The organism is Undibacterium sp. WLHG33 (assembly GCF_049544815.1).
Lineage (GTDB): Bacteria > Pseudomonadota > Gammaproteobacteria > Burkholderiales > Burkholderiaceae_D > Undibacterium.
In genome coordinates, this window is the sequence record NZ_CP186697.1 from 3,380,547 (window position 1) to 3,399,915 (window position 19,369).

The following is a 19,369-nucleotide window of genomic DNA, read 5'->3' on the forward strand; positions in this document are numbered from 1 at the left end:
CGCTCCCGGAACATCCATTATTCCTGAATAAGCCATGAACACTGCAAACCGCAAACCACTCCCCGGCACCCAACTGGATTTTTTCGACGCTCGTGCAGCGGTCGATGCAATTCAACCCGGCGCCTATGACAAGCTGCCATACACTTCACGCGTACTGGCTGAAAATCTGGTGCGTCGTTGCGACCCGGCGACGCTGACTGAATCGCTGAAGCAATTCATCGAACGCAAACGCGAACTCGATTTTCCATGGTTTCCGGCGCGTGTAGTCTGTCACGATATTCTGGGACAAACCGCGCTGGTCGATCTGGCCGGTTTGCGTGATGCGATTGCAGATCAGGGCGGTGATCCAGCGCAAGTCAATCCGGTCGTGCCGGTACAACTGATTGTCGATCACTCGCTGGCAGTGGAATGCGGTGGTTTTGATCCTGATGCGTTCGCCAAAAACCGTGCGATTGAAGACCGTCGCAATGAAGACCGCTTTGATTTCATCAACTGGACCAAAAAAGCCTTCAAAAATGTCGATGTGATCCCACCGGGTAACGGCATCATGCATCAGATCAATCTGGAACGGATGTCACCGGTGATTCATGCGAAAGATGGCGTGGCGTTTCCTGATACGCTGGTCGGTACCGACAGCCATACGCCGCATGTTGATGCGCTGGGTGTGATCGCGATTGGTGTTGGTGGTCTGGAAGCAGAAAACGTCATGCTGGGTCGCGCATCGTGGATGCGTCTGCCGGACATCATCGGCGTGGAACTCACAGGTCGTCCGCAACCAGGCATCACTGCGACTGACGTGGTGCTGGCATTGACTGAATTCCTGCGCAAACAAAAAGTGGTCGGCGCTTACCTTGAGTTCTACGGCGCTGGCGCTGCCGCGCTGACGCTCGGTGACCGTGCAACGATTTCGAATATGGCGCCGGAATATGGTGCAACAGCGGCGATGTTCGCAATTGATCAGCAAACCATTGATTATCTGAAACTGACAGGCCGCAGTGATGAACAGGTGAAACTGGTTGAGACTTATGCGAAAGCCGCCGGTCTGTGGGCGGACAGTCTGATCAATGCTGAGTATGAACGTGTATTGACATTCGATTTGTCCAGTGTCGTGCGTAATATGGCTGGTCCTTCGAATCCGCACGCACGTGTTGCGACAACGGATCTGGCTGCCAAAGGCATTGCTGCAAAATGGGAAAATGTTCCAGGACAAATGCCGGATGGCGCCGTGATTATCGCGGCGATTACCAGCTGCACCAACACCAGTAATCCGCGTAATGTGATTGCTGCAGCGCTGCTGGCACGCAATGCGAATAAGCTGGGACTGACACGTAAGCCATGGGTGAAATCTTCTTTAGCGCCAGGCTCGAAAGCTGTCACGCTGTATCTGGAAGAAGCCGGTCTGATGGATGATCTGGAAAAACTGGGCTTCGGCGTCGTAGCCTATGCCTGCACGTCTTGCAACGGTATGTCCGGTGCGCTTGATCCTGTGATCCAGCAAGAAATTATTGATCGTGATTTATACGCGACAGCGGTGTTGTCTGGTAACCGTAATTTTGACGGTCGTATTCACCCGTATGCAAAACAGGCTTTCCTCGCATCGCCACCGTTGGTGGTTGCGTATGCGATTGCCGGTACCATCCGTTTTGATATTGAAAAAGATGTGCTGGCTGTTGTGGATGGCAAAGAAATCCGTTTGAAAGACATCTGGCCTACCGATGAAGAAATTGATGCGATTGTGAAATCCAGCGTCAAACCGGAAATGTTCCGCCAGGTGTACGAGCCTATGTTTGCGATTCAGGCCGACAATGGGGAGAAGGTCAGCCCGTTGTATAACTGGCGTCCGCAAAGTACGTATATCCGCCGTCCACCGTACTGGGAGGGTGCACTCGCTGCGCCACGCACGATGACAGGCATGCGTCCTCTGGCAGTTTTAGGCGACAACATTACGACAGATCATTTGTCACCATCGAACGCGATTATGCTCGACAGCGCCGCTGGTGCTTACCTGGCAAAAATGGGTTTGCCGGAAGAGGACTTCAATTCCTACGCAACCCATCGCGGCGATCATCTGACAGCGCAGCGCGCGACCTTTGCGAACCCGACCTTGAAAAACGAAATGGTGCAGGTCGATGGCAAAGTGAAAGCCGGTTCGCTGGCACGTATCGAGCCGGAAGGCAAAGTGACCCGCATGTGGGAAGCGATTGAAACCTACATGGAACGCAAGCAACCATTAATCATCATCGCTGGTGCGGATTATGGTCAAGGTTCTTCGCGTGACTGGGCTGCCAAAGGTGTGCGTCTGGCGGGCGTGGAAGCGATTGTTGCCGAAGGCTTTGAGCGTATCCACCGCACGAATCTGGTCGGTATGGGTGTCTTGCCGCTGGAATTCAAACCCGGCGTGAACCGTCTGACACTGAATATCGACGGAAGTGAAACCTTTGATGTGGTTGGCGAACGTACACCACGTGCCACACTGACGCTGATTATCCATCGCAAGAATGGTGAACGTGTCGAGGTGCCGGTGACTTGCCGCCTGGATACCGCAGAAGAAGTCTCGATTTATGAGGCCGGTGGCGTGTTGCAGCGTTTTGCTCAAGACTTTTTGGAATCGACGAAGAAAGTGTAAGTGATGAAATAAGTCCCTCTCCCGAAAGCGGGAGAGGGAACCTGAAACCAAGTACAGAAGAGAATGATGGCTCATCCAGCTCAAATTAAAATTCCTGCGACGTATATCCGTGGCGGTACCAGCAAAGGCGTGTTTTTCCGTTTGCAGGATTTGCCGCCGGCGGCGCAAGTGCCCGGTGCGGCGCGTGACGCGATTCTGTTGCGCGTGATCGGCAGCCCAGATCCTTACGGTAAACAAATCGACGGTATGGGTGGTGCAACATCCAGTACCAGTAAGACCGTGATTCTGTCGAAAAGCAGCAAGGCGGATCATGATGTTGACTACCTGTTCGGTCAGGTCTCGATTGATAAAGCTTTCGTTGACTGGAGCGGCAATTGCGGCAATCTGTCGGCAGCGGTCGGTTCCTTCGCGATCAGCGCCGGTCTGGTGGATGCGAGTCGTGTTCCGCAAAACGGCGTTGCCGTAGTACGCATCTGGCAAGCGAATATCAGTAAAACTATCATCGCTCATGTGCCAATCACGAATGGCGAAGTGCAGGAAACCGGTGATTTTGAACTCGACGGCGTAACTTTTCCTGCCGCTGAAGTGCAGCTCGAATTCATGGATCCGGCTGCCGATGAAGAAGGCGCTGGCGGTTCCATGTTCCCGACTGGGAATCTGGTCGATGATCTGGACGTGCCCGGTATCGGTACGTTGAAAGCGACGATGATCAATGCCGGTATACCGACGATATTTGTGAACGCCGAAGCGATAGGTTATACCGGTACCGAATTGCAGGATGCAATTAACAGTGACCCTGCGGCACTCGCTAAGTTCGAGACTATCCGCGCTTACGGAGCGGTACGCATGGGCTTGATCAAGCATATTGATGAAGCGGCTCAACGCCAGCATACGCCGAAGGTGGCGTTTGTTGCAAAACCGCAATCGTATGTTTCTTCCAGTGGCAAGCAAGTCAATGCAACGGAAATCGATTTGTTAGTGCGCGCTTTGTCGATGGGCAAACTACACCACGCGATGATGGGTACGGCAGCAGTGGCGATCGGCACTGCGGCAGCGATTCCCGGCACACTCGTCAATCTGGCGGCAGGTGGTGGTGAGCGTACCGCGGTGCGCTTCGGACATCCTTCCGGCACTTTGCGGGTTGGCGCCGAAGCCAAACAGGAAAATGGCGAATGGACAGTGAAAAAAGCCATCATGAGCCGTAGTGCACGTGTATTGATGGAAGGCTGGGTACGTATTCCCGGCGACACCTTCTGATTTTATCTGTTATCTATGCAAGCTGACCGTATTCACCGCACTTATCGCCGTTTTGTCATGACGAATCTCCTTAGCAACGAGAGCCGTCATAGGTTGTTGCGGTCAGCTTTTTCCTGCGCCAGGTCTGATCAGCCGTGGTTGACGGGGATAATGCAAGGAACAGGCGAGTGTCCGCATTCGTATCGCCATTTATGTTCGGAAATAACGCAAAAATTTATCAGACGCGACCGCTTAAACGGTCGCGTTTTTTCTTGGTCGCTTACATAAAACTTACAGATTCATTCGCATTTCGCTGACCCGGAATGCAGCACAATAAAAAACAGGAGAGAGTATGTCTTACGCAGCGTTTTATCAGCAATCGATACAAAATCCAGAATCATTCTGGGATGATCAGGCCAAATTGATCGACTGGCACAAACCTTACCAGCAGGTACTTGATCACAGCCAGCCGCCATTTGCTAAATGGTTTGTCGGCGGTGAAACGAATCTTTGCTATAACGCGGTTGATCGCTGGGTTGCAACGCAACCGGATAAAGCGGCACTGATTGCGATTTCTACCGAAACCAATACGGAGAAAGTGTATAGCTTCGCTGAGTTGCATCAGGAAGTGCAACGTATGGCGGCGATTATGTTGTCGCTGGGCGTGCAGCGCGGCGACCGTGTTCTGATTTATATGCCGATGATTGCCGAGGCCGCGTTTGCGATGCTGGCCTGTGCCCGTATCGGTGCCGTGCATTCAGTGGTGTTCGGTGGCTTTGCTTCAAAAAGTCTGGCAACCCGTATTGACGATGCCAAGCCGGTACTGGTTGTTTCTGCCGACGCTGGTATGCGCGGTGGCAAGGCCGTTCCATATAAGCCGTTGTTGAATGATGCGATTGAGTTAGCCGAACATAAGCCAGCGCATGTGCTGATTGTGAATCGCGGTCTTGATGCAATGACGCTGGTGGCGGGACGCGATGTCGATTACGCGGCATTGCGTGCACAACATATGCAGACACCGGTGCCGGTAACTTGGCTGGAATCAAATGAGATGTCGTATGTGCTGTATACATCCGGTACGACCGGCAAACCAAAAGGCGTGCAGCGCGATGTCGGTGGTTATGCGGTGGCGCTGGCTGCGTCGATGAAGCATATCTATTGCGGCAATGCCGGTGAAACCTACTTTGCGACATCCGATATCGGCTGGGTAGTCGGACATTCTTACATCGTCTATGGCCCGCTGATCGCCGGTATGGCGACGATTATGTACGAGGGCACACCGATTCGTCCTGATGCGGGTATTTGGTGGAGCATCGTTGAAAAATACAAAGTCACGCGCATGTTTTCTGCACCGACGGCGATTCGTGTGCTGAAAAAACATCCGCCTGAGCTGATGAAGAAATACGATTTATCATCGTTAAAGGCACTCTATCTGGCGGGTGAACCACTGGATGAAACCACGTCAAGCTGGATCGCAACTGAGCTTGGTGTGCCGATCATCGATAATTACTGGCAGACTGAAACCGGCTGGCCGATTCTGTCGGTTGCCCGTGCCATTGAAAATACCCCGACCCGGCTGGGTAGCCCCGGTGTTGCGATGTACGGTTACAACGTTCAGATCATCAATGAAATGACGGGCGCTGAATGTGGCCCGAATGAAAAAGGTGTCGTGGCGATTCGCGGTCCTTTGCCGCCGGGTTGTATGCAAACGGTGTATGGCGACGATCAGCGTTTTGTCAGTACCTATTGGACAAATTTTGCGCATGAACAGCTGTATTCGACGTTTGACTGGGGCATCAAAGACGAGGATGGTTATTACTTCATTCTCGGACGTACCGACGATGTGATTAATGTCGCTGGTCATCGCCTTGGTACGCGTGAAATCGAGGAGAGCATTTCCAGTCATCCGCAGATTTCTGAAGTTGCCGTGGTCGGTGTTGAAGATAAACTCAAAGGGCAGGTGGCTGTCGCCTTTGCGACACTGAAGCATCCGGAAGCCGCAAGCACACCGGAGCAAAAACACGCACTGGAAGCGGAGGTGATGGCTGTTGTAGATAAACAACTTGGTGCGGTTGCCAGACCGTCCCGGGTATATTTCGTCGGTGTGTTGCCGAAAACCCGTTCCGGTAAATTACTGCGTCGTTCTATCCAGGCGATTTGCGAGGGCAGGGATGCGGGTGACCTCACAACGATAGAAGATCCTCATTCACTGGCGCAAATTAAGGATGTCGTCGCTCATCAGGGTTAATCGGATATTCTCTGCATAAAAAAAGAGGTGGATAGTTTTATCCACCTCTTTTTTACTTTGTGTCCTTATCTTTGTGTCAGTATTACACCAATAATGCCGATGTCAGACTGCTGACCTCTTCATCAGATTCTTCCAGTATGCTGTTGAGCGTGCCGTCACCGACCACAAAATCAATTTCGGAGGCGAACTGTCCGGCTTCAGCATAAGAATTGTAGTCAAAAGGAGACTTCGTTCTGGCCAGCTCATTCGCCAGTAAAATGGTGTCGCCCAGCGTTTCAGGCGGCATTGCCCGCAGACCAAACCACAATGCCTCCAGTGCCTCTACCACGGTTGGTGGCAGTTGCAGAGTGTGGATTACCGCGCGACCGATGATGGCTTCGTTGGAATCGCCTTCTTCTTCATCCAGAGGATCTTCGGAAACTGATTTTTCCGTTGTTTCTATGATCGGGTATTCGATTTCGAGTAAAGACGGGAATTCTTCAGCGCGGGATAACAGATAGAAATTACCGACTTCATGCACGATGCCAGCGAACATCGCGGTGTCCGGATCCACTTTCGTTATTTTGCGTGCAATGACGCGTGACAGTGCGGCAACCTGAGCAGAATGTTCCCACAGCGTACTGACCATGCTCTGTATGCGTTTATCTTTGCTGCTTCCTGCCAACTGACGTACTACAATCGATGCGACGATCGCATTCAGGGTGCTGAATCCCAACCGGTTGATCGCTGCTTTCACGTTATTGACGACGTTACCCCTGCTATATGCTGCTGAGTTCGCCGTTGCAACCACACGTGCTGCGAGCAAGGGCTCATTCAGCACCAGTCGGGCAGCGAGATCTGCTGAACATTCGGGGTCTCTGATCGCTTGTTGAATTTTAACGGACGCGGCGATATTTGTCGGGAATACCAGGTCGCCGGTGTTTGCTTGTTCAACAATGTATTTAAGCGCTGTTGATCTGTTCATCGCAGAGGTCATAATGGTTAAACTTCGCTGATGTTTCCGGTTTGCGTTTGCCTGCAACACCACCGGAGAAAGAAAGCCCGGCTTACTACTTCTGTCACCGTTGCTATGGCCAAGCCTCAGATACCATGCATTACATTGTAAATGTTAATTCTGATAAGGAAGTTCTGAGGCAATGAATATCATTGCCTCATTCTGCTCGACTTGACACTGAAGGTCAATCAAGCTTCTGTAAAAATACGTAAATGTTTCTTCGTTTATTTCATTTTTTATTTCACTTGCTTCTGATTATTAATCCACATCAATACCTTTGTTTCAAGTAAGGACAGCGGCAACGTACCATCGCTCAATACAACGTTATGGAAACCCCGCAAATTAAAACGATCGCCCAGTTCAGCCTGGGCTTTCTGGCGTAACTCCATGATTTTGAGTGAGCCTATCTTATATCCTAATGCCTGCCCCGGCCATGCCATGTAGCGCTCTATACACTGGCGCGAGACCGCCTCGCTGTAACCCAGCGTTTGCTGCAGGTATTGAATTCCCTGTTCCCGCGTCCAGCCTTTGGCATGCATGCCGGTATCGACTACCAGTCTGGTTGCACGCAGCATTTCATCGCTGAGGTGGCCGTAATATGCGGCCGGGTCATTGTCAAATAAACCCATTTCCCGTCCCAGGGTTTCTGCGTAGAGCGCCCATCCCTCTGTATAGGCATTATTTCCACCGACCTTGCGGAATTTCGGTACATCGAGTTCTTGTAAGGTCGCGAGATGAAAATGGTGACCCGGTTGTCCCTCGTGCAGGAATAAAGTTTTCATTCCGGTCGTTGCGTAATCTTCAGGCTTATTAATGACTGCCCAGAATACACCCGGGCGAGAGCCGTCAATCGCCGGTGCCGTATAGTGATCAGATGCGGTCGCACGGCTGATTTCAGGTTCGGGGCGAATTTCCAGCGATGCTTTGGGGGTCTTTTCAAAGAACTCCGGCAGTTTTTGTCTGACAACGGTATCAATCGCTCTATAAGCGTCCAGCACTTCTTTTTCTGTTTTGAACGGGCGATAGTTTGTCTGTGCTTCCATCCATTCAGGCAGAGATTCAGGTTTGCCCTGATAACCGAGTTTTGGTCCCAGTATTGCGTATTCCCGCTGGATACGGGCAACCTCCCGCAGACCGGTTGCGTGGATTTGTTCCGGTGTGAGGCGGGTCGTGGTCTGATCTTCGACCCATGCCTGATACCATTCAGCCCCGCCCGGTAACGCGCTCCAGCCTGTACTGTCACGGCTTGCCGGTAAATACTCGTCTTTCAGGAACTGATGAAAGCGGCGCAGCGCTGGCAGTACTTGTGCCTGTATCACGGTCTGATAGTCGTTGCTCAGGCGGACTTTGTCCGCTTCGGTAAATTCAGCCGGAAAATTTGTGACGGGCAGAAAATACGGATGCTCAGCTGCCTGCTCCGTTACCAGTTGTTCATACTGCGGCAGCATAGAAATCACCAGTGCTTTTGGCAGCACGATTTTGCGGCGCATACCTTCACGCATATTGATCTTTGCCTGTTTTAACCAATCGGGTAATTGCCGGAGGCGGTTCAGGTAATTATTGTATTGCGCAACGGACTTTAATAATTGCGCACTTTGTCCGCTGGCAAAATGCGCCAGCGTCAGTGGCACGCTATCCATCTGATTCACGGGCATCAGCCTGTCGTCAAATTTCGACATACGTATGGTTGCATCGATCTCAAATTGCAGACAGTCATAAGTGACCTGATCTTGTGTACTCAGCGTTTTGCGCGGGATCGCTGACAGAGCCTTCGATATCTGTCGCAACCGGGCTATTTGTTTCGCTTTGATTTCCGGATTCAATGTCTGCGGCAGTTTGTCATCGTAGCGGCTGTCGCCGTTATAGGTTGCGGTGATCGGTTCAAATTCGGCCTGGGTTTCATAATAAAGTTCCGCCAGTGCAGCCAGTTTTTTTGCTGCATTCACTGAAGATGCCGGATAAGACCTTGTTGTCGCGGAAGATGGCAGATGCTCCGCAAACGCCAGTGGTATGCCGCTGCCGAGGCAGCAGATGCTGAGAGCAAGCACAGATAAAGAGATGGAACGGGGTAGCAACATGTGACGATATCCTGAAATAGTATTGACCAGCGTGTTTTTTGAGCGGGGTATTCCGGCTGGCAGATCTGGCCGCTATTTTATGTCAGCAGTCGTTGTTGCTCCGAGCAATTTATTACCATTGACGTACTGAGCGATTTCTCTGAAATTTCTTCAGGTAAAATCAGGCTTAACCGAATTAACTCAGGAATGTTGATGAAGCTTGCTACTCTTAAAGATGGATCGCGCGACGGGCAATTAATGGTCGTGGCCAGGGATTTAAAAACGGCCTGTATTGCAGATGGTATTGCTCCGACTTTGCAACGCGCGCTGGATGACTGGAATTTCATTGCTCCACAGCTCGGTGAGTTGTATGACAGATTAAATGCAGGCAGGGCGGTGAATAGTTTTGACTTTGAACCGCAACGTTGTATGGCACCTTTGCCGCGTGCGTTTCAATGGGCTGACGGCTCATCCTACGTGAATCATGTTGAGCTGGTGCGTAAAGCCAGAAATGCCGAGATGCCCGACAGTTTCTGGCATGATCCCCTGATGTATCAGGGCGGCAGCGACGATTTTATCGGACCTTGCGATGACATCGTGGTCCGTTCTGCGGAATGGGGTATCGATTTTGAAAGTGAAATCGCCGTGATTACCGGCGATGTATCTATGGGCGTGAAAGTGCAGCATGCAGGTGAAGCGATACGCTTACTGATGCTGGTGAACGACGTCTCTCTGCGGAATCTGATTCCGGCTGAACTGGCAAAAGGATTCGGTTTTTTACAGTCTAAGCCTGCAACCAGTTTTTCTCCGGTAGCCGTAACGCCCGATGAATTAGGTGAGGCCTGGAAAGACGGGAAGGTGCATTTGCCGCTGAGATCCAGTTGGAATGGCAATCTGGTCGGCCAGCCGAACGCGGGTGTGGATATGGTGTTTTCTTTCCCTCAATTGATTACCCATTTGTGTAAAACACGAAATGTGAGAGCCGGTTCCATCGTTGGTTCGGGAACCGTATCGAATAAAGATGCTGCGAAGGGTTATAGCTGTATCGCGGAAAAGCGTGCACTGGAAATGATCGCAACCGGTGAGCCTGTAACGCCATTCATGCAGTATGGTGACAGCATTAAAATCGAGATGCTGGATAAGAATGGAAAATCAATTTTTGGTGCGATTGAGCAGAGTGTTGTTGAGGCGGACGGAGTCTGATATGCCGCGTGTTTAATGAGTAAGAACTGCCTGGCCAGTATACTTGCCCCATCTGTTTTAATACACTTTCTCGAATAAAAAAGCTGCGATGCCGTATAGCATCGCAGCTTTTCATTATTGCCTGCCCAACTGAAAGAAAATATTTCTTGCACCATTCTGCCCGAATGCGAAGCCGAGGTAGATAGGGCCGATGAAGCTGTTAAATCCGGCGAACAGACTCATGCTTTTGCGTAAAGAAGACGCGGATATTTCTTTGCTGGTATTCCAAGTGTTGCCGGCTTCTAACGAGGTACCGAGAAACAGGCTTTGCCCCGCCATTTCAAAATTCACGGCACGCAACAAATATGTGGCGCTGCCATACAGCATATAGTTGCCGCTGAACTGATCAGGCTGGTAGGCGGAGAGTTTTTGGAACCCGCCGAGTACAGAGCCGATTCCCCGTATTTGTGCATCGTTCTGGAATAAGCCGGCGCCGCTGAGTTTCAGATTCACACTGTGGTTGTCGATGCTCTTGGCCCACGTCGCATTCATGCTGAGTTCCTGATATGTTTTCTTCGGGCTATTCAGTCCGACGAACAGACTGCTGTCGAATTTATAGCCTTCCCTAGGAAAACTGGGGTCGCTGAGCTGGTCGATGACGACGCTGGTTTTGATGCCCACTTGTTGCAGATCGGCGCTGGGAAGGTTGCCATTAGACTGGCTGCCATCCTGATTGTTAATGATGATGCCGCCGAGCTTGGGACGTACGCTGTAACTGTTGAAGTTGACACCGACCCGCGCTTCGCCGAGTACGCTTTGTTCGCCGATACGGAAGGCCAGATCGACACCGGCTTTTTCCGAACGCAGAGTATATTCTGCCAGCCTTACATCGTCTTTAAAGTAATTCAGCGTATTTTCGTTATAGGCGAGATATGGCGAGACATACATCCCTTCTCGTTCAAACAGCGGCTGCCGTAATTCGGTGTGCAGTTTGAGAACATTGCCGAATTCGATGTCGTTTCGCCATTCAAGACCACCTGCAGTCAGCCAGGGGCGGCGATGACCGACTTGCAGCCTGTATCCGCCGGCACCTTCAAAGCCGCTGGAGAGACTCAGGCCAAAACGCAGGAAGTGTGGGCCCCAATTCCGTCCGGTGGCGTTAATGCGTATACCGTATTCATCGCCGCGCTGGACAAGCTCATGATTGATGCTGTCGAATTCTCGCGCATTGTTCAGGATCGCGAGTTTGCGATTAATTTCTTCGGCGTCGTACATTGAGCCGATTTTGATTGACAACTGGCGCCTGATGTCGCTCTCAGGGATCGCACCGTTAGTGACAATATCCACAAATCCTATGCGCAGCGGCGGCAACTGCGGATTCAATCGTAGTTGCTGGGTGGCGGTATGCAGATGTTCCGGCAACTGTAACGCGGCAAGTTTGCTGGCAATCTTCTGCGTTGCTCGCTCTCCGATCGCAGTGGCTTCTTTTGAGCGATCAAAATCCATGAAGCGAATATTACCCAGCTGAGGTTCAATCAGAATATCTTCCGGACGCAGCAGACCTTTTTGCACATTGACATTCTGTTCGGTCAGAATATTCACCATTTGCTGGCTGACATTGAACAGAGTCTGCAGTTGATCTCTGGGCATTAAAGGCGTACCGATATTGACTGCAATGATGATGTCTGCACCCATATCGTGCGCAATATCGACGGGCAGGTTACGTACCAGTCCACCATCAGATAATAGTTTTCCGTCAATTTCTATCGGGGCAAAAACGCCGGGTGCAGCCATGCTGGCACGCACAGCTTTGTGCAATGAGCCTTTGTTAAAGACGACCATTTTTCCGGTTTCGAGGTCAGTTGCGACCGCTCTGAAAGGAATCGGCAGATTATCGAAATTAATATCCGGCGGCAGATGTGCGGTCCAGTTTTGTAACAGCTCCTGAAACTGCGTCGCCTGTACGACTCCTGCTGGTAGCTTCACGCCATTCGCGCTCAGCCCGAGCGTGGCGCCGAGCGGGTATTGCTCGTCCTCTTCGCGCACTGACTGCGGCAGCAGGCGACGATCGACGCGGTCCAGTGCGATGTCATTCAGTTTCAGGCTTGACAGCCTTTTTTCGATTTCTGTCGCAGGCAAGCCTGCTGCATACAGTCCGCCGACCACCGCGCCCATGCTGGTTCCCGCGATACAGTCAATGGGGATATGCATTGCTTCGAGTTGTTTCAATACGCCGATGTGGGCAAAACCGCGGGCACCGCCTCCGGACAATACCAGGCAGATTTTAGGTGCCTTGGTTTGCAGGGATTGCACAGTCGTGCTTTCGGCATGTGCATGTGGTGTGCTTAAAACGAGGCTGAACCAGGAAAGTAAACTGATTAAAAGCAGTTTCCAACTAAATGAAAGTCGATTGAGCATGGAATTCTTGTCTTGGTCTCTATATACTGCAGGAAGTATATCACCTTAGCTTTTTTAAATTTAAAAGCATAAGCTAACTATTTAGTGCTCCCCATGAACTTACATCAATTACGTTTTGTACGAGAAGCTGTCAGGCAGAATTTTAACCTGACTGAGGCAGCGAAAGCTTTGTTTACTTCGCAACCAGGTGTTTCAAAGGCAATTATCGAATTGGAAGAAGAATTGGGGGTTGATATATTCACCCGTCATGGCAAGCGGATACGTGGTTTGACTGAGCCCGGTCGGGCGGTGCTGAAATCGGTAGAATTGATCATGCAAGAGATCGATGGTCTCAAGCGCATAGGCAAGGAATATGCGGCGCAGGACAGCGGCAGCTTTACCATCGCCACGACGCACACGCAGGCTCGTTATGCTTTGCCTAAGGTGGTGCAGGCGTTTATGCAAAAGTATCCAAAGGTTCGCTTATCTCTGCTGCAGGGGAATCCCAAGCAGATCGCCGAAATGGTCATGCGTGATCAGGCAGATCTGGTGATTGCAACGGAGTCTATCGCTGGCTTTGACGGCCTGATTTCTTTGCCTTGCTATCAATGGGAGCATGTGGTGATCGTCCCCCCCGAACATCCTTTGTTAAAACTGAAGAATGTGACACTGGAAGAAATCGCTCATTATCCGCTCGTCACTTACGATTCTGCATTCGCGGGACGCAGCAAAATTGACCACGCATTTCAGTTGCGGGATTTAAAGCCTGATGTGTTACTGGAAGCCATCGATGCTGACGTGATTAAGACTTATGTCGAACTTGGCATGGGCATCGGCATCATTGCCGGTATGGCTTTTGATGCTGAGCGTGACAAGCATTTACGGGCAATTCCTGTCGGCCATTTGTTCGGCATGAATGTATCGCGGGTCGCGATCAAGCAGGGGGCGTATTTGCGCAGCTATATTTACACCTTTATTGAATTACTGAACCCGACGCTGACGCGCAAGATGGTGGATAGTGTTTTGCAAGGTAATAAGGATAATTACGACTTGTGATCACCGTACAATTCTTTGCGATCAGGCGTTGCAAAGAAAATCCGGTGAAGTGGAGCGGGTCTTTGAATAAATTTTATTAGATTAGAAATAAGTATGATTGAAAAAACGATGCAGGACTATTATGCGCAGCGCGCAAACAGTCTCGAGCAGATTTACCAGCTTCCGGAACGTCAGCAGGACTTGCAGGATATGGAGCAACGCATTACGGACTTATTGCAGAGTCACAGAGTCATTGAGCTCGCTTGCGGAACCGGTTACTGGACAGAAAAATACGCTCCCGTTGCTGACTCAGTCTATGCTACTGATGTAAATCAGGTGATGCTCGATATTGCGCAGACTAAGAGCTATCCATCGGATAAAGTCCGTTTCGGTATTGCTGATGTTTTTGATTTGCCAGAAGCAAGTGCTGGTGAATACACGGCCTGTTTCGCTGGTTTTTTATGGTCGCATATTAAGCGCGAGCAGCAAAACGATCTGTTGACGAGAGTCAGACGGGGGGCAGGTAAGGGAAGTTTGCTGGTATTAATGGATAACAATTATGTAGAGGGCAGCAGTACGCCGGTTGCACGCACAGATACAGAGGGAAATACCTATCAACTGCGTGTGCAGGAAGATGGCAGCCGCGTTGAAATAGTCAAAAATTTCCCGACCGATAGCGCGTTGCGTAAAAAAATTGCGCCCGTAGCCAGAGATATCCGTATTTATCGGAACGAACACTATTGGTTGCTCAGTTGCATCCTTAAGTGAAAGGGGGATGATTCTAGTATTCATCCTCCATTGTTTCCCGATTCTTTCCTATGCTACATTGCGGGTCATTTCAATATAAAGGAGCAGACATGGATTTGCAGGCTTGCACAGAAACGATACGTTCTAAAGTTGGTGATAACAGTGGTTTGAACGCGACTTTGAAATTCGACTGCGGCGCTGATGGCGTGGTTTTCGTTGATGCGGTTGCGTCTCCGAATACAGTTTCCAATGAAAATAAAGAAGCATCCTGCACGATCACGATTGCACTGGCTGACTTAGCCGCATTGCTGACCGGACAGTTGAATCCTATGAACGGATTTATGATGGGCAAACTGAAAGTTGCCGGTGATATGGGCGTGGCTATGCGTTTGCAAACCGTCGTCTGACATCGTACAGACAGTTTTTTGTCAGAAAAAGCCGCAGATCATGATTGATGCTGCGGCTTTTTCATATCGTGTTCAGTGAGGTAAATATGGACGAAGTCAGAGACTGGCAGATCAGTGTGCAGCCCTCAGGTTGGCAATGTACTGTTGCCCCCGGCGACAGCTTGCTTGAGGCAGCATTATTGTCCGGCATACGCTTGCCTAACTCCTGCCGCAACGGAACCTGCCGGACCTGCATGTGCAAGCTGTTGCGAGGTTCCGTTTCCTATCGTATCGAGTGGCCGGGACTGAGTGCTGAAGAGAAAACCGAGGGATGGATACTCCCTTGTGTTGCCCTCGCTGAAAACGACGTCACTATCGATGTTCCGGAAGCCATTAAGGTTTGGTAGCAGACAGGAAGCCGGATTTTGCGTTACTGCAGAGTTTGCCACCGGCGTCTTCCTTATTCCAGCAAGGTGTGGCAGCGTCTGGTACCGGAGCCGGGATGCCATCCTGACTGATTTTTGCGAGCCGCGTATCCCATGCTGCGACACCGGATTTGTCGAGTTCCAGTCTCACAATCCAGCCGCGGGTTTGCGGCTCATTGTCTAATTCATCAATAACGAAATTACCCAGGCTGTAAATAATCGGCTTGCCTTTGTATTGTTCAGTTTCCTGAATAACGTGAGGATGTCCGCCGATGACAGCGTCAGCGCCTGCATCTATCATCAGGTGTGCCAGTTGTTGTTGGCGTGCAGTTGAATGTTTGTCGTTTTCCCAACCCCAGTGCATAAACGGGATAACGAGGTCCGCACCGTATTCGGTACGCGCTTTCCGGATGTCCGCTACGACCTGTTCATCTTCACTCCAGGCGACACCGGCTTCGCGTGCGGTCGCTTCAAAGCTGCGTGGCATAAACTCGTTATATCCGAGTAGCGCAATGCTGAGTCCATTTTTCCGGATTAGCAAAGGTGTGTGCGCCTCATGCAGATCACGTCCGCCACCAAAATACTTCACCTGATAATGATTCAGATGACTGAGCATCTCGGTGAACGCCTCGCGTCCAAAATCTCCGGAATGATTATTCGCGATTGAAACTGCGTCAAAATGACGACGCAAGGTAGTAAGAGTTTTCGGTGCTGCCCGGAATGTGAAATTTTTATCTGCTGCATGACCCGTGGTGGCAACGACGCACTCTAGGTTAGCGATGCGAATATCGGTCGTATTGATGATGTCGGAAAAATGAGCCAACGGGTCAGCTCCCGCAGCGATCAGTTTTCCCGGTGTGCCATCCAGAACAATATCACCCGCAAATAAAATGCTGACACGATTTTTCTGCTCATCTGCGTGCGCCTGTTGCAACAGTAAGCTCAGGGTCAGAGATGCCGCGAGGAGTTTTTTTATAGACGAGAGACTGAGCATCATGGTTATTTATCTTCCAGCGTGCATTGATATTGCAATTCGCGTTCGACATCTCCTGCGTACAGGGAATTTTTCGGGGTGAACGGCGTTTCTTGTTTGCGGAGTGGGAGTGGCGGGTAGTAGCTTGCCTGATGAATCGGAATATCAGCAGACCTTGTCTGAAAAAAAGCGTAGAGCTTAATGTAGTTGATGTCGCTGTCGCTGCCTGTCATCACTGCTTTAAATTTGAAGCGTCCTTGGATATCGACTGATTCAACCGCGTAAGGATCGTTGGTGATTCCGGTTTCTACGATTTGCGTACTACCGGCATAGCTGACCTGGCAGCGTAACCAGGGGGCTGAATGGGCATTAACAGACACCACACATAAGGATATTAAAAACGATGCTGTTGTAAATAATCGTCGGTAAAGTTGAAGAAGGCCGTTAGCTTGTATTGTTCTGTATTTCTTCGGTCTCATGTTGACGGCGCTTTTCATTGAAAAATGGAAAAGTATTATTGCAGTGATTGTTCGGCTTGCAAAGAGGACTGTCACTTGCGCTGTTGTTCGTGCCAGCACCGCAGCATATGACCAAGCAGGTGCTGATCAGATTTTAAGTACGAGTGACTATCTGCGCAGACTGACTTTTCGCGTTGGCATCGGTGCGACGATTTACCGGTGTTTTGAGCCCGTAAGTCGCGCGACGTCGTGGAGATCTGATCGTTCAGCAAGAAAAAAGATCAAAAATGAGGATAATTCGCATTATTCACATTTTTATTTTACTTTCTCTTAAAAATTGTGCGTATAATCAGCTAGTCGTTGAGATTCAAAGTGGTAGTGCAGTATCAGTCTGTCATTTCTTACTTGGTTGAAACGATTTACCGGGCAGACGCCCACATTAACTGAAATAGGAAATAGTAATGGCAACAGGTATTGTTAAATGGTTCAATGATTCTAAAGGTTTTGGTTTCATTACTCCAGACGAAGGTGGTGAAGATTTGTTCGCGCACTTCTCCGCAATCGTATCCTCCGGCTTCAAATCTCTGAAAGAAAACCAACGCGTTTCTTTTGAAGTAACGACAGGCCCTAAAGGCAAACAAGCTTCTAACATTCAGCCTCTGTAATTCAGACGTTAAATGGCGTAGTAAGCCTTGTTGTAAAAATCCCCGATTCGTCGGGGATTTTTTTTTACCTTTTTAAAAAAAAGTCAGTCGCTAAACTGTCATAAGAACTTTATACTGCGATTTCAGGTATAAGAATTATGTTGTCTTAAATCAACATGTTTCCTCTCAAATTTTGTATTCTTCTTTGAACCTATCCGGGCATAAAAAGGAAATTTAATAATGATCAACTTAACGATTCGATTGCGGCTCATCGGTACTATGGGAGTGATGGCGATTATGCTGACCATAGGCGGATTGATGGGTATCTATGGTGTTCATAACAGTAACACTGTCATCAATCAGTTGTTTACGAATCAATTGCCGTCGGTACAGGCATTAGCGGAAACAAGGGTTAATTTACTAAGATCGCGTACCGTGATTGATCGTGCTGTTTCTCACCCGGATAGTGCTACAGCTGCAGCCACGATCGCACGTGCCGAAGATTTTTTGAAAAAATCAGATGAGGCATGGAATAAATATCTGAGCTTGCCGCAAGATAGTGAAGAGAAAAAAGTTTCTGATGTTGTGGCCGCAGCGCGGGATGATTTCCTGAAGAAAGCGTATCTGCCTTTATTGGCAGCGCTGAAAGCAGGAAATGTGGAGGAGGCGGATAAGTTCAACGTCACCAGTGTGCCCGCACTTTACACTGTCTATTCTGAAAATGTGGTAAAGTTGGCGGAATGTCAGTTCGCATCATCATCTCAACTGTTAACGAAGAGTGAAAACGAATTCAAAATATTCGTCTGGGTCGATATTATAGGCGTAGCCGCTGGCCTCATTGCAGTATTTATCTCCGCTTATCTGTTGTTGCGTGCGATTTCTCATCCATTACGATTTGCGCTCAAGCAGTTTGATGCTATTGGTCACGGCGATTTATCGCAACAGATCAAACCCGATTCAAACGATGAAATGGGGCAGTTGTTAACTGGTCTGGAAAATATGCGTCAGAGCCTGATTCAGACCGTGACTATCGTACGTCAGGGAAGTAGTTCCATTGCTTTGTCTGCAGATGAAATTGCCACCGGTAATATGGACTTGTCTTCCCGTACTGAGCAGCAGGCAGCGAGTCTGGAAGAGACTGCATCTTCAATGGAAGAACTGACATCGACAGTGCAGCAGAATGCTGACAATGCGCGTCAGGCGAATACGCTTGCAGTTGCTGCATCGCAGGTGGCGGTGCGTGGCGGACAAGTGGTTGGTGACGTTGTGCATACGATGTCGTCGATCAAAGACAGTTCGAAAAAGATCGTCGATATTATCGGCGTCATCGATGGTATTGCCTTCCAGACCAATATTCTGGCGCTGAATGCAGCCGTTGAAGCTGCCCGTGCCGGTGAGCAGGGACGAGGTTTTGCGGTGGTGGCAACCGAAGTGCGTAATCTGGCGCAACGTTCAGCCGGTGCGGCAAAAGAAATTAAAACGCTGATTGCTGATTCGGTTGATAAGGTTGAAGCCGGAACCCGTCTGGTGGATGATGCTGGTAAAACGATGGATGAAATTGTCTCCTCGATCCAGAGCGTTGCCGATATCATGGCGGAAATCACTGCTGCCAGCGCAGAACAAAGCGATGGTATTCAGCAGGTCAATCAGGCTATTACAAAAATGGATGAGGCAACTCAGCAAAACGCGGCGCTGGTTGAGGAAGCAGCCGCTGCTGCCGGCAGTATGCGCGATCAGGCCAATAATTTGAATCAGGCAGTGGGTATTTTTAAATTGCAGGAAAATGTGACTGGCACATCACACAAGCCTGCAGCTCCGGCAGTGCCGCGCGCTGTCGTTAAGCCGGCACCAGCGTCGGTAACGCCCGCAAAAACACCTAAAGTAGCGGCGATACCAGCAGCATCTGCTTCTGACAAAGTCAGCAAGCAAGCGAAAGAAGATGACTGGGAAGAATTTTAAGC

The 19,369-nt window shown here is 50.0% G+C and carries 15 protein-coding genes; 10 read left to right on the forward strand and 5 right to left on the reverse strand.

The genetic code is table 11. The annotated features are described in order from the left end of the window. The first annotated feature begins 34 nt into the window (after positions 1-34). The 3 genes from acnD (at position 35) to ACOTSW_RS15285 (ending at position 6,110) form a co-directional block, all read left to right on the forward strand. On the forward strand, positions 35-2,626 hold the full coding sequence (acnD, locus tag ACOTSW_RS15275; RefSeq protein ID WP_423679939.1) for a Fe/S-dependent 2-methylisocitrate dehydratase AcnD: 2,592 nt from the start codon (positions 35-37) through the stop codon (positions 2,624-2,626). A gap of 66 nt (positions 2,627-2,692) precedes the next feature. Then, positions 2,693-3,883: a 2-methylaconitate cis-trans isomerase PrpF gene (gene prpF, locus ACOTSW_RS15280; RefSeq protein ID WP_423679940.1), complete on the forward strand. Its 1,191-nt coding sequence runs from the start codon at positions 2,693-2,695 to the stop codon at positions 3,881-3,883. Positions 3,884-4,214: 331 nt separating this feature from the next. Continuing rightward, positions 4,215-6,110 carry a propionate--CoA ligase gene (locus ACOTSW_RS15285; RefSeq protein ID WP_423679941.1) on the forward strand — a complete coding sequence of 632 codons (1,896 nt, stop codon included), beginning with the start codon at positions 4,215-4,217 and terminating at the stop codon, positions 6,108-6,110. Between the two features lie 82 nt (positions 6,111-6,192). Here ACOTSW_RS15285 and ACOTSW_RS15290 read toward each other — a convergent pair whose 3' ends face one another. Together ACOTSW_RS15290 and ACOTSW_RS15295 are read right to left on the reverse strand one after the other, a co-directional pair. Further along, complete coding sequence (locus tag ACOTSW_RS15290; RefSeq protein WP_423679942.1) at positions 6,193-7,074, reverse strand: HDOD domain-containing protein; 882 nt, start codon at positions 7,072-7,074, stop codon at positions 6,193-6,195. A 266-nt stretch (positions 7,075-7,340) separates the two neighbouring features. Beyond that, entirely contained in the window at positions 7,341-9,182 is a 1,842-nt protein-coding gene (locus ACOTSW_RS15295; RefSeq protein WP_423679943.1) for a DUF885 domain-containing protein, read from the reverse strand. 192 nt (positions 9,183-9,374) lie between these two features. Between ACOTSW_RS15295 and ACOTSW_RS15300 the strand changes: the two genes are divergently transcribed. After that, entirely contained in the window at positions 9,375-10,364 is a 990-nt protein-coding gene (locus tag ACOTSW_RS15300; RefSeq protein WP_423679944.1) for a fumarylacetoacetate hydrolase family protein, read from the forward strand. 114 nt (positions 10,365-10,478) lie between these two features. Here the strand turns inward: ACOTSW_RS15300 and ACOTSW_RS15305 are convergent, their stop codons facing one another. Next, positions 10,479-12,656, reverse strand: a complete 2,178-nt coding sequence (locus ACOTSW_RS15305) for a patatin-like phospholipase family protein (protein WP_423679945.1) — start codon at positions 12,654-12,656, stop codon at positions 10,479-10,481. A gap of 198 nt (positions 12,657-12,854) precedes the next feature. On the opposite strand from ACOTSW_RS15305, the gene ACOTSW_RS15310 reads away from it, so the two are divergent. The 4 genes from ACOTSW_RS15310 (at position 12,855) to ACOTSW_RS15325 (ending at position 15,315) form a co-directional block, all read left to right on the forward strand. After that, entirely contained in the window at positions 12,855-13,796 is a 942-nt protein-coding gene (locus tag ACOTSW_RS15310; protein WP_423679946.1) for a CysB family HTH-type transcriptional regulator, read from the forward strand. A 93-nt stretch (positions 13,797-13,889) separates the two neighbouring features. Beyond that, positions 13,890-14,543, forward strand: coding sequence for a class I SAM-dependent methyltransferase (locus tag ACOTSW_RS15315; protein WP_423679947.1), 654 nt, complete (start codon positions 13,890-13,892; stop codon positions 14,541-14,543). Positions 14,544-14,632: 89 nt separating this feature from the next. Further along, the gene (locus ACOTSW_RS15320) at positions 14,633-14,929 is read left to right on the forward strand and encodes an SCP2 sterol-binding domain-containing protein (protein ID WP_186883713.1); all 297 of its coding nucleotides are present in this window, start codon (positions 14,633-14,635) and stop codon (positions 14,927-14,929) included. Positions 14,930-15,015: 86 nt separating this feature from the next. Then, positions 15,016-15,315 (forward strand): 2Fe-2S iron-sulfur cluster-binding protein, encoded by a 300-nt coding sequence (locus tag ACOTSW_RS15325; RefSeq protein WP_423679948.1) that lies wholly within the window; start codon positions 15,016-15,018, stop codon positions 15,313-15,315. Here ACOTSW_RS15325 and ACOTSW_RS15330 read toward each other — a convergent pair. Both ACOTSW_RS15330 and ACOTSW_RS15335 read right to left on the reverse strand, forming a co-directional pair. Further along, positions 15,302-16,330, reverse strand: coding sequence for a CapA family protein (locus ACOTSW_RS15330; protein WP_423679949.1), 1,029 nt, complete (start codon positions 16,328-16,330; stop codon positions 15,302-15,304). The genes ACOTSW_RS15325 and ACOTSW_RS15330 overlap by 14 nt on opposite strands. A 2-nt stretch (positions 16,331-16,332) precedes the next feature. Next, positions 16,333-16,803 (reverse strand): hypothetical protein, encoded by a 471-nt coding sequence (locus ACOTSW_RS15335; protein WP_423679950.1) that lies wholly within the window; start codon positions 16,801-16,803, stop codon positions 16,333-16,335. A gap of 422 nt (positions 16,804-17,225) precedes the next feature. Here ACOTSW_RS15335 and ACOTSW_RS15340 point away from each other — a divergent pair, with 422 nt between their 5' ends. Both ACOTSW_RS15340 and ACOTSW_RS15345 read left to right on the forward strand, forming a co-directional pair. Continuing rightward, positions 17,226-17,429: a cold-shock protein gene (locus ACOTSW_RS15340; protein WP_162021796.1), complete on the forward strand. Its 204-nt coding sequence runs from the start codon at positions 17,226-17,228 to the stop codon at positions 17,427-17,429. 219 nt (positions 17,430-17,648) lie between these two features. After that, a complete protein-coding gene (locus ACOTSW_RS15345; protein ID WP_423679951.1) occupies positions 17,649-19,367 on the forward strand; it encodes a methyl-accepting chemotaxis protein in 1,719 nt (572 codons plus the stop codon). The last annotated feature ends 2 nt before the right edge of the window (positions 19,368-19,369 follow it).

Coding starts and splice junctions, on each gene's coding strand:
- acnD (WP_423679939.1), top strand. CDS start 35: ATGAACACTGCAAACCGCAAACCACTCCCCGGCACCCAACTGGATTTT.
- ACOTSW_RS15345 (WP_423679951.1), top strand. CDS start 17,649: ATGATCAACTTAACGATTCGATTGCGGCTCATCGGTACTATGGGAGTG.
- ACOTSW_RS15295 (WP_423679943.1), bottom strand. CDS start 9,182: ATGTTGCTACCCCGTTCCATCTCTTTATCTGTGCTTGCTCTCAGCATC.
- ACOTSW_RS15310 (WP_423679946.1), top strand. CDS start 12,855: ATGAACTTACATCAATTACGTTTTGTACGAGAAGCTGTCAGGCAGAAT.
- ACOTSW_RS15340 (WP_162021796.1), top strand. CDS start 17,226: ATGGCAACAGGTATTGTTAAATGGTTCAATGATTCTAAAGGTTTTGGT.
- ACOTSW_RS15325 (WP_423679948.1), top strand. CDS start 15,016: ATGGACGAAGTCAGAGACTGGCAGATCAGTGTGCAGCCCTCAGGTTGG.
- ACOTSW_RS15335 (WP_423679950.1), bottom strand. CDS start 16,803: ATGAAAAGCGCCGTCAACATGAGACCGAAGAAATACAGAACAATACAA.
- ACOTSW_RS15330 (WP_423679949.1), bottom strand. CDS start 16,330: ATGATGCTCAGTCTCTCGTCTATAAAAAAACTCCTCGCGGCATCTCTG.
- ACOTSW_RS15315 (WP_423679947.1), top strand. CDS start 13,890: ATGATTGAAAAAACGATGCAGGACTATTATGCGCAGCGCGCAAACAGT.
- ACOTSW_RS15320 (WP_186883713.1), top strand. CDS start 14,633: ATGGATTTGCAGGCTTGCACAGAAACGATACGTTCTAAAGTTGGTGAT.
- ACOTSW_RS15290 (WP_423679942.1), bottom strand. CDS start 7,074: ATGAACAGATCAACAGCGCTTAAATACATTGTTGAACAAGCAAACACC.
- prpF (WP_423679940.1), top strand. CDS start 2,693: ATGGCTCATCCAGCTCAAATTAAAATTCCTGCGACGTATATCCGTGGC.
- ACOTSW_RS15285 (WP_423679941.1), top strand. CDS start 4,215: ATGTCTTACGCAGCGTTTTATCAGCAATCGATACAAAATCCAGAATCA.
- ACOTSW_RS15300 (WP_423679944.1), top strand. CDS start 9,375: ATGAAGCTTGCTACTCTTAAAGATGGATCGCGCGACGGGCAATTAATG.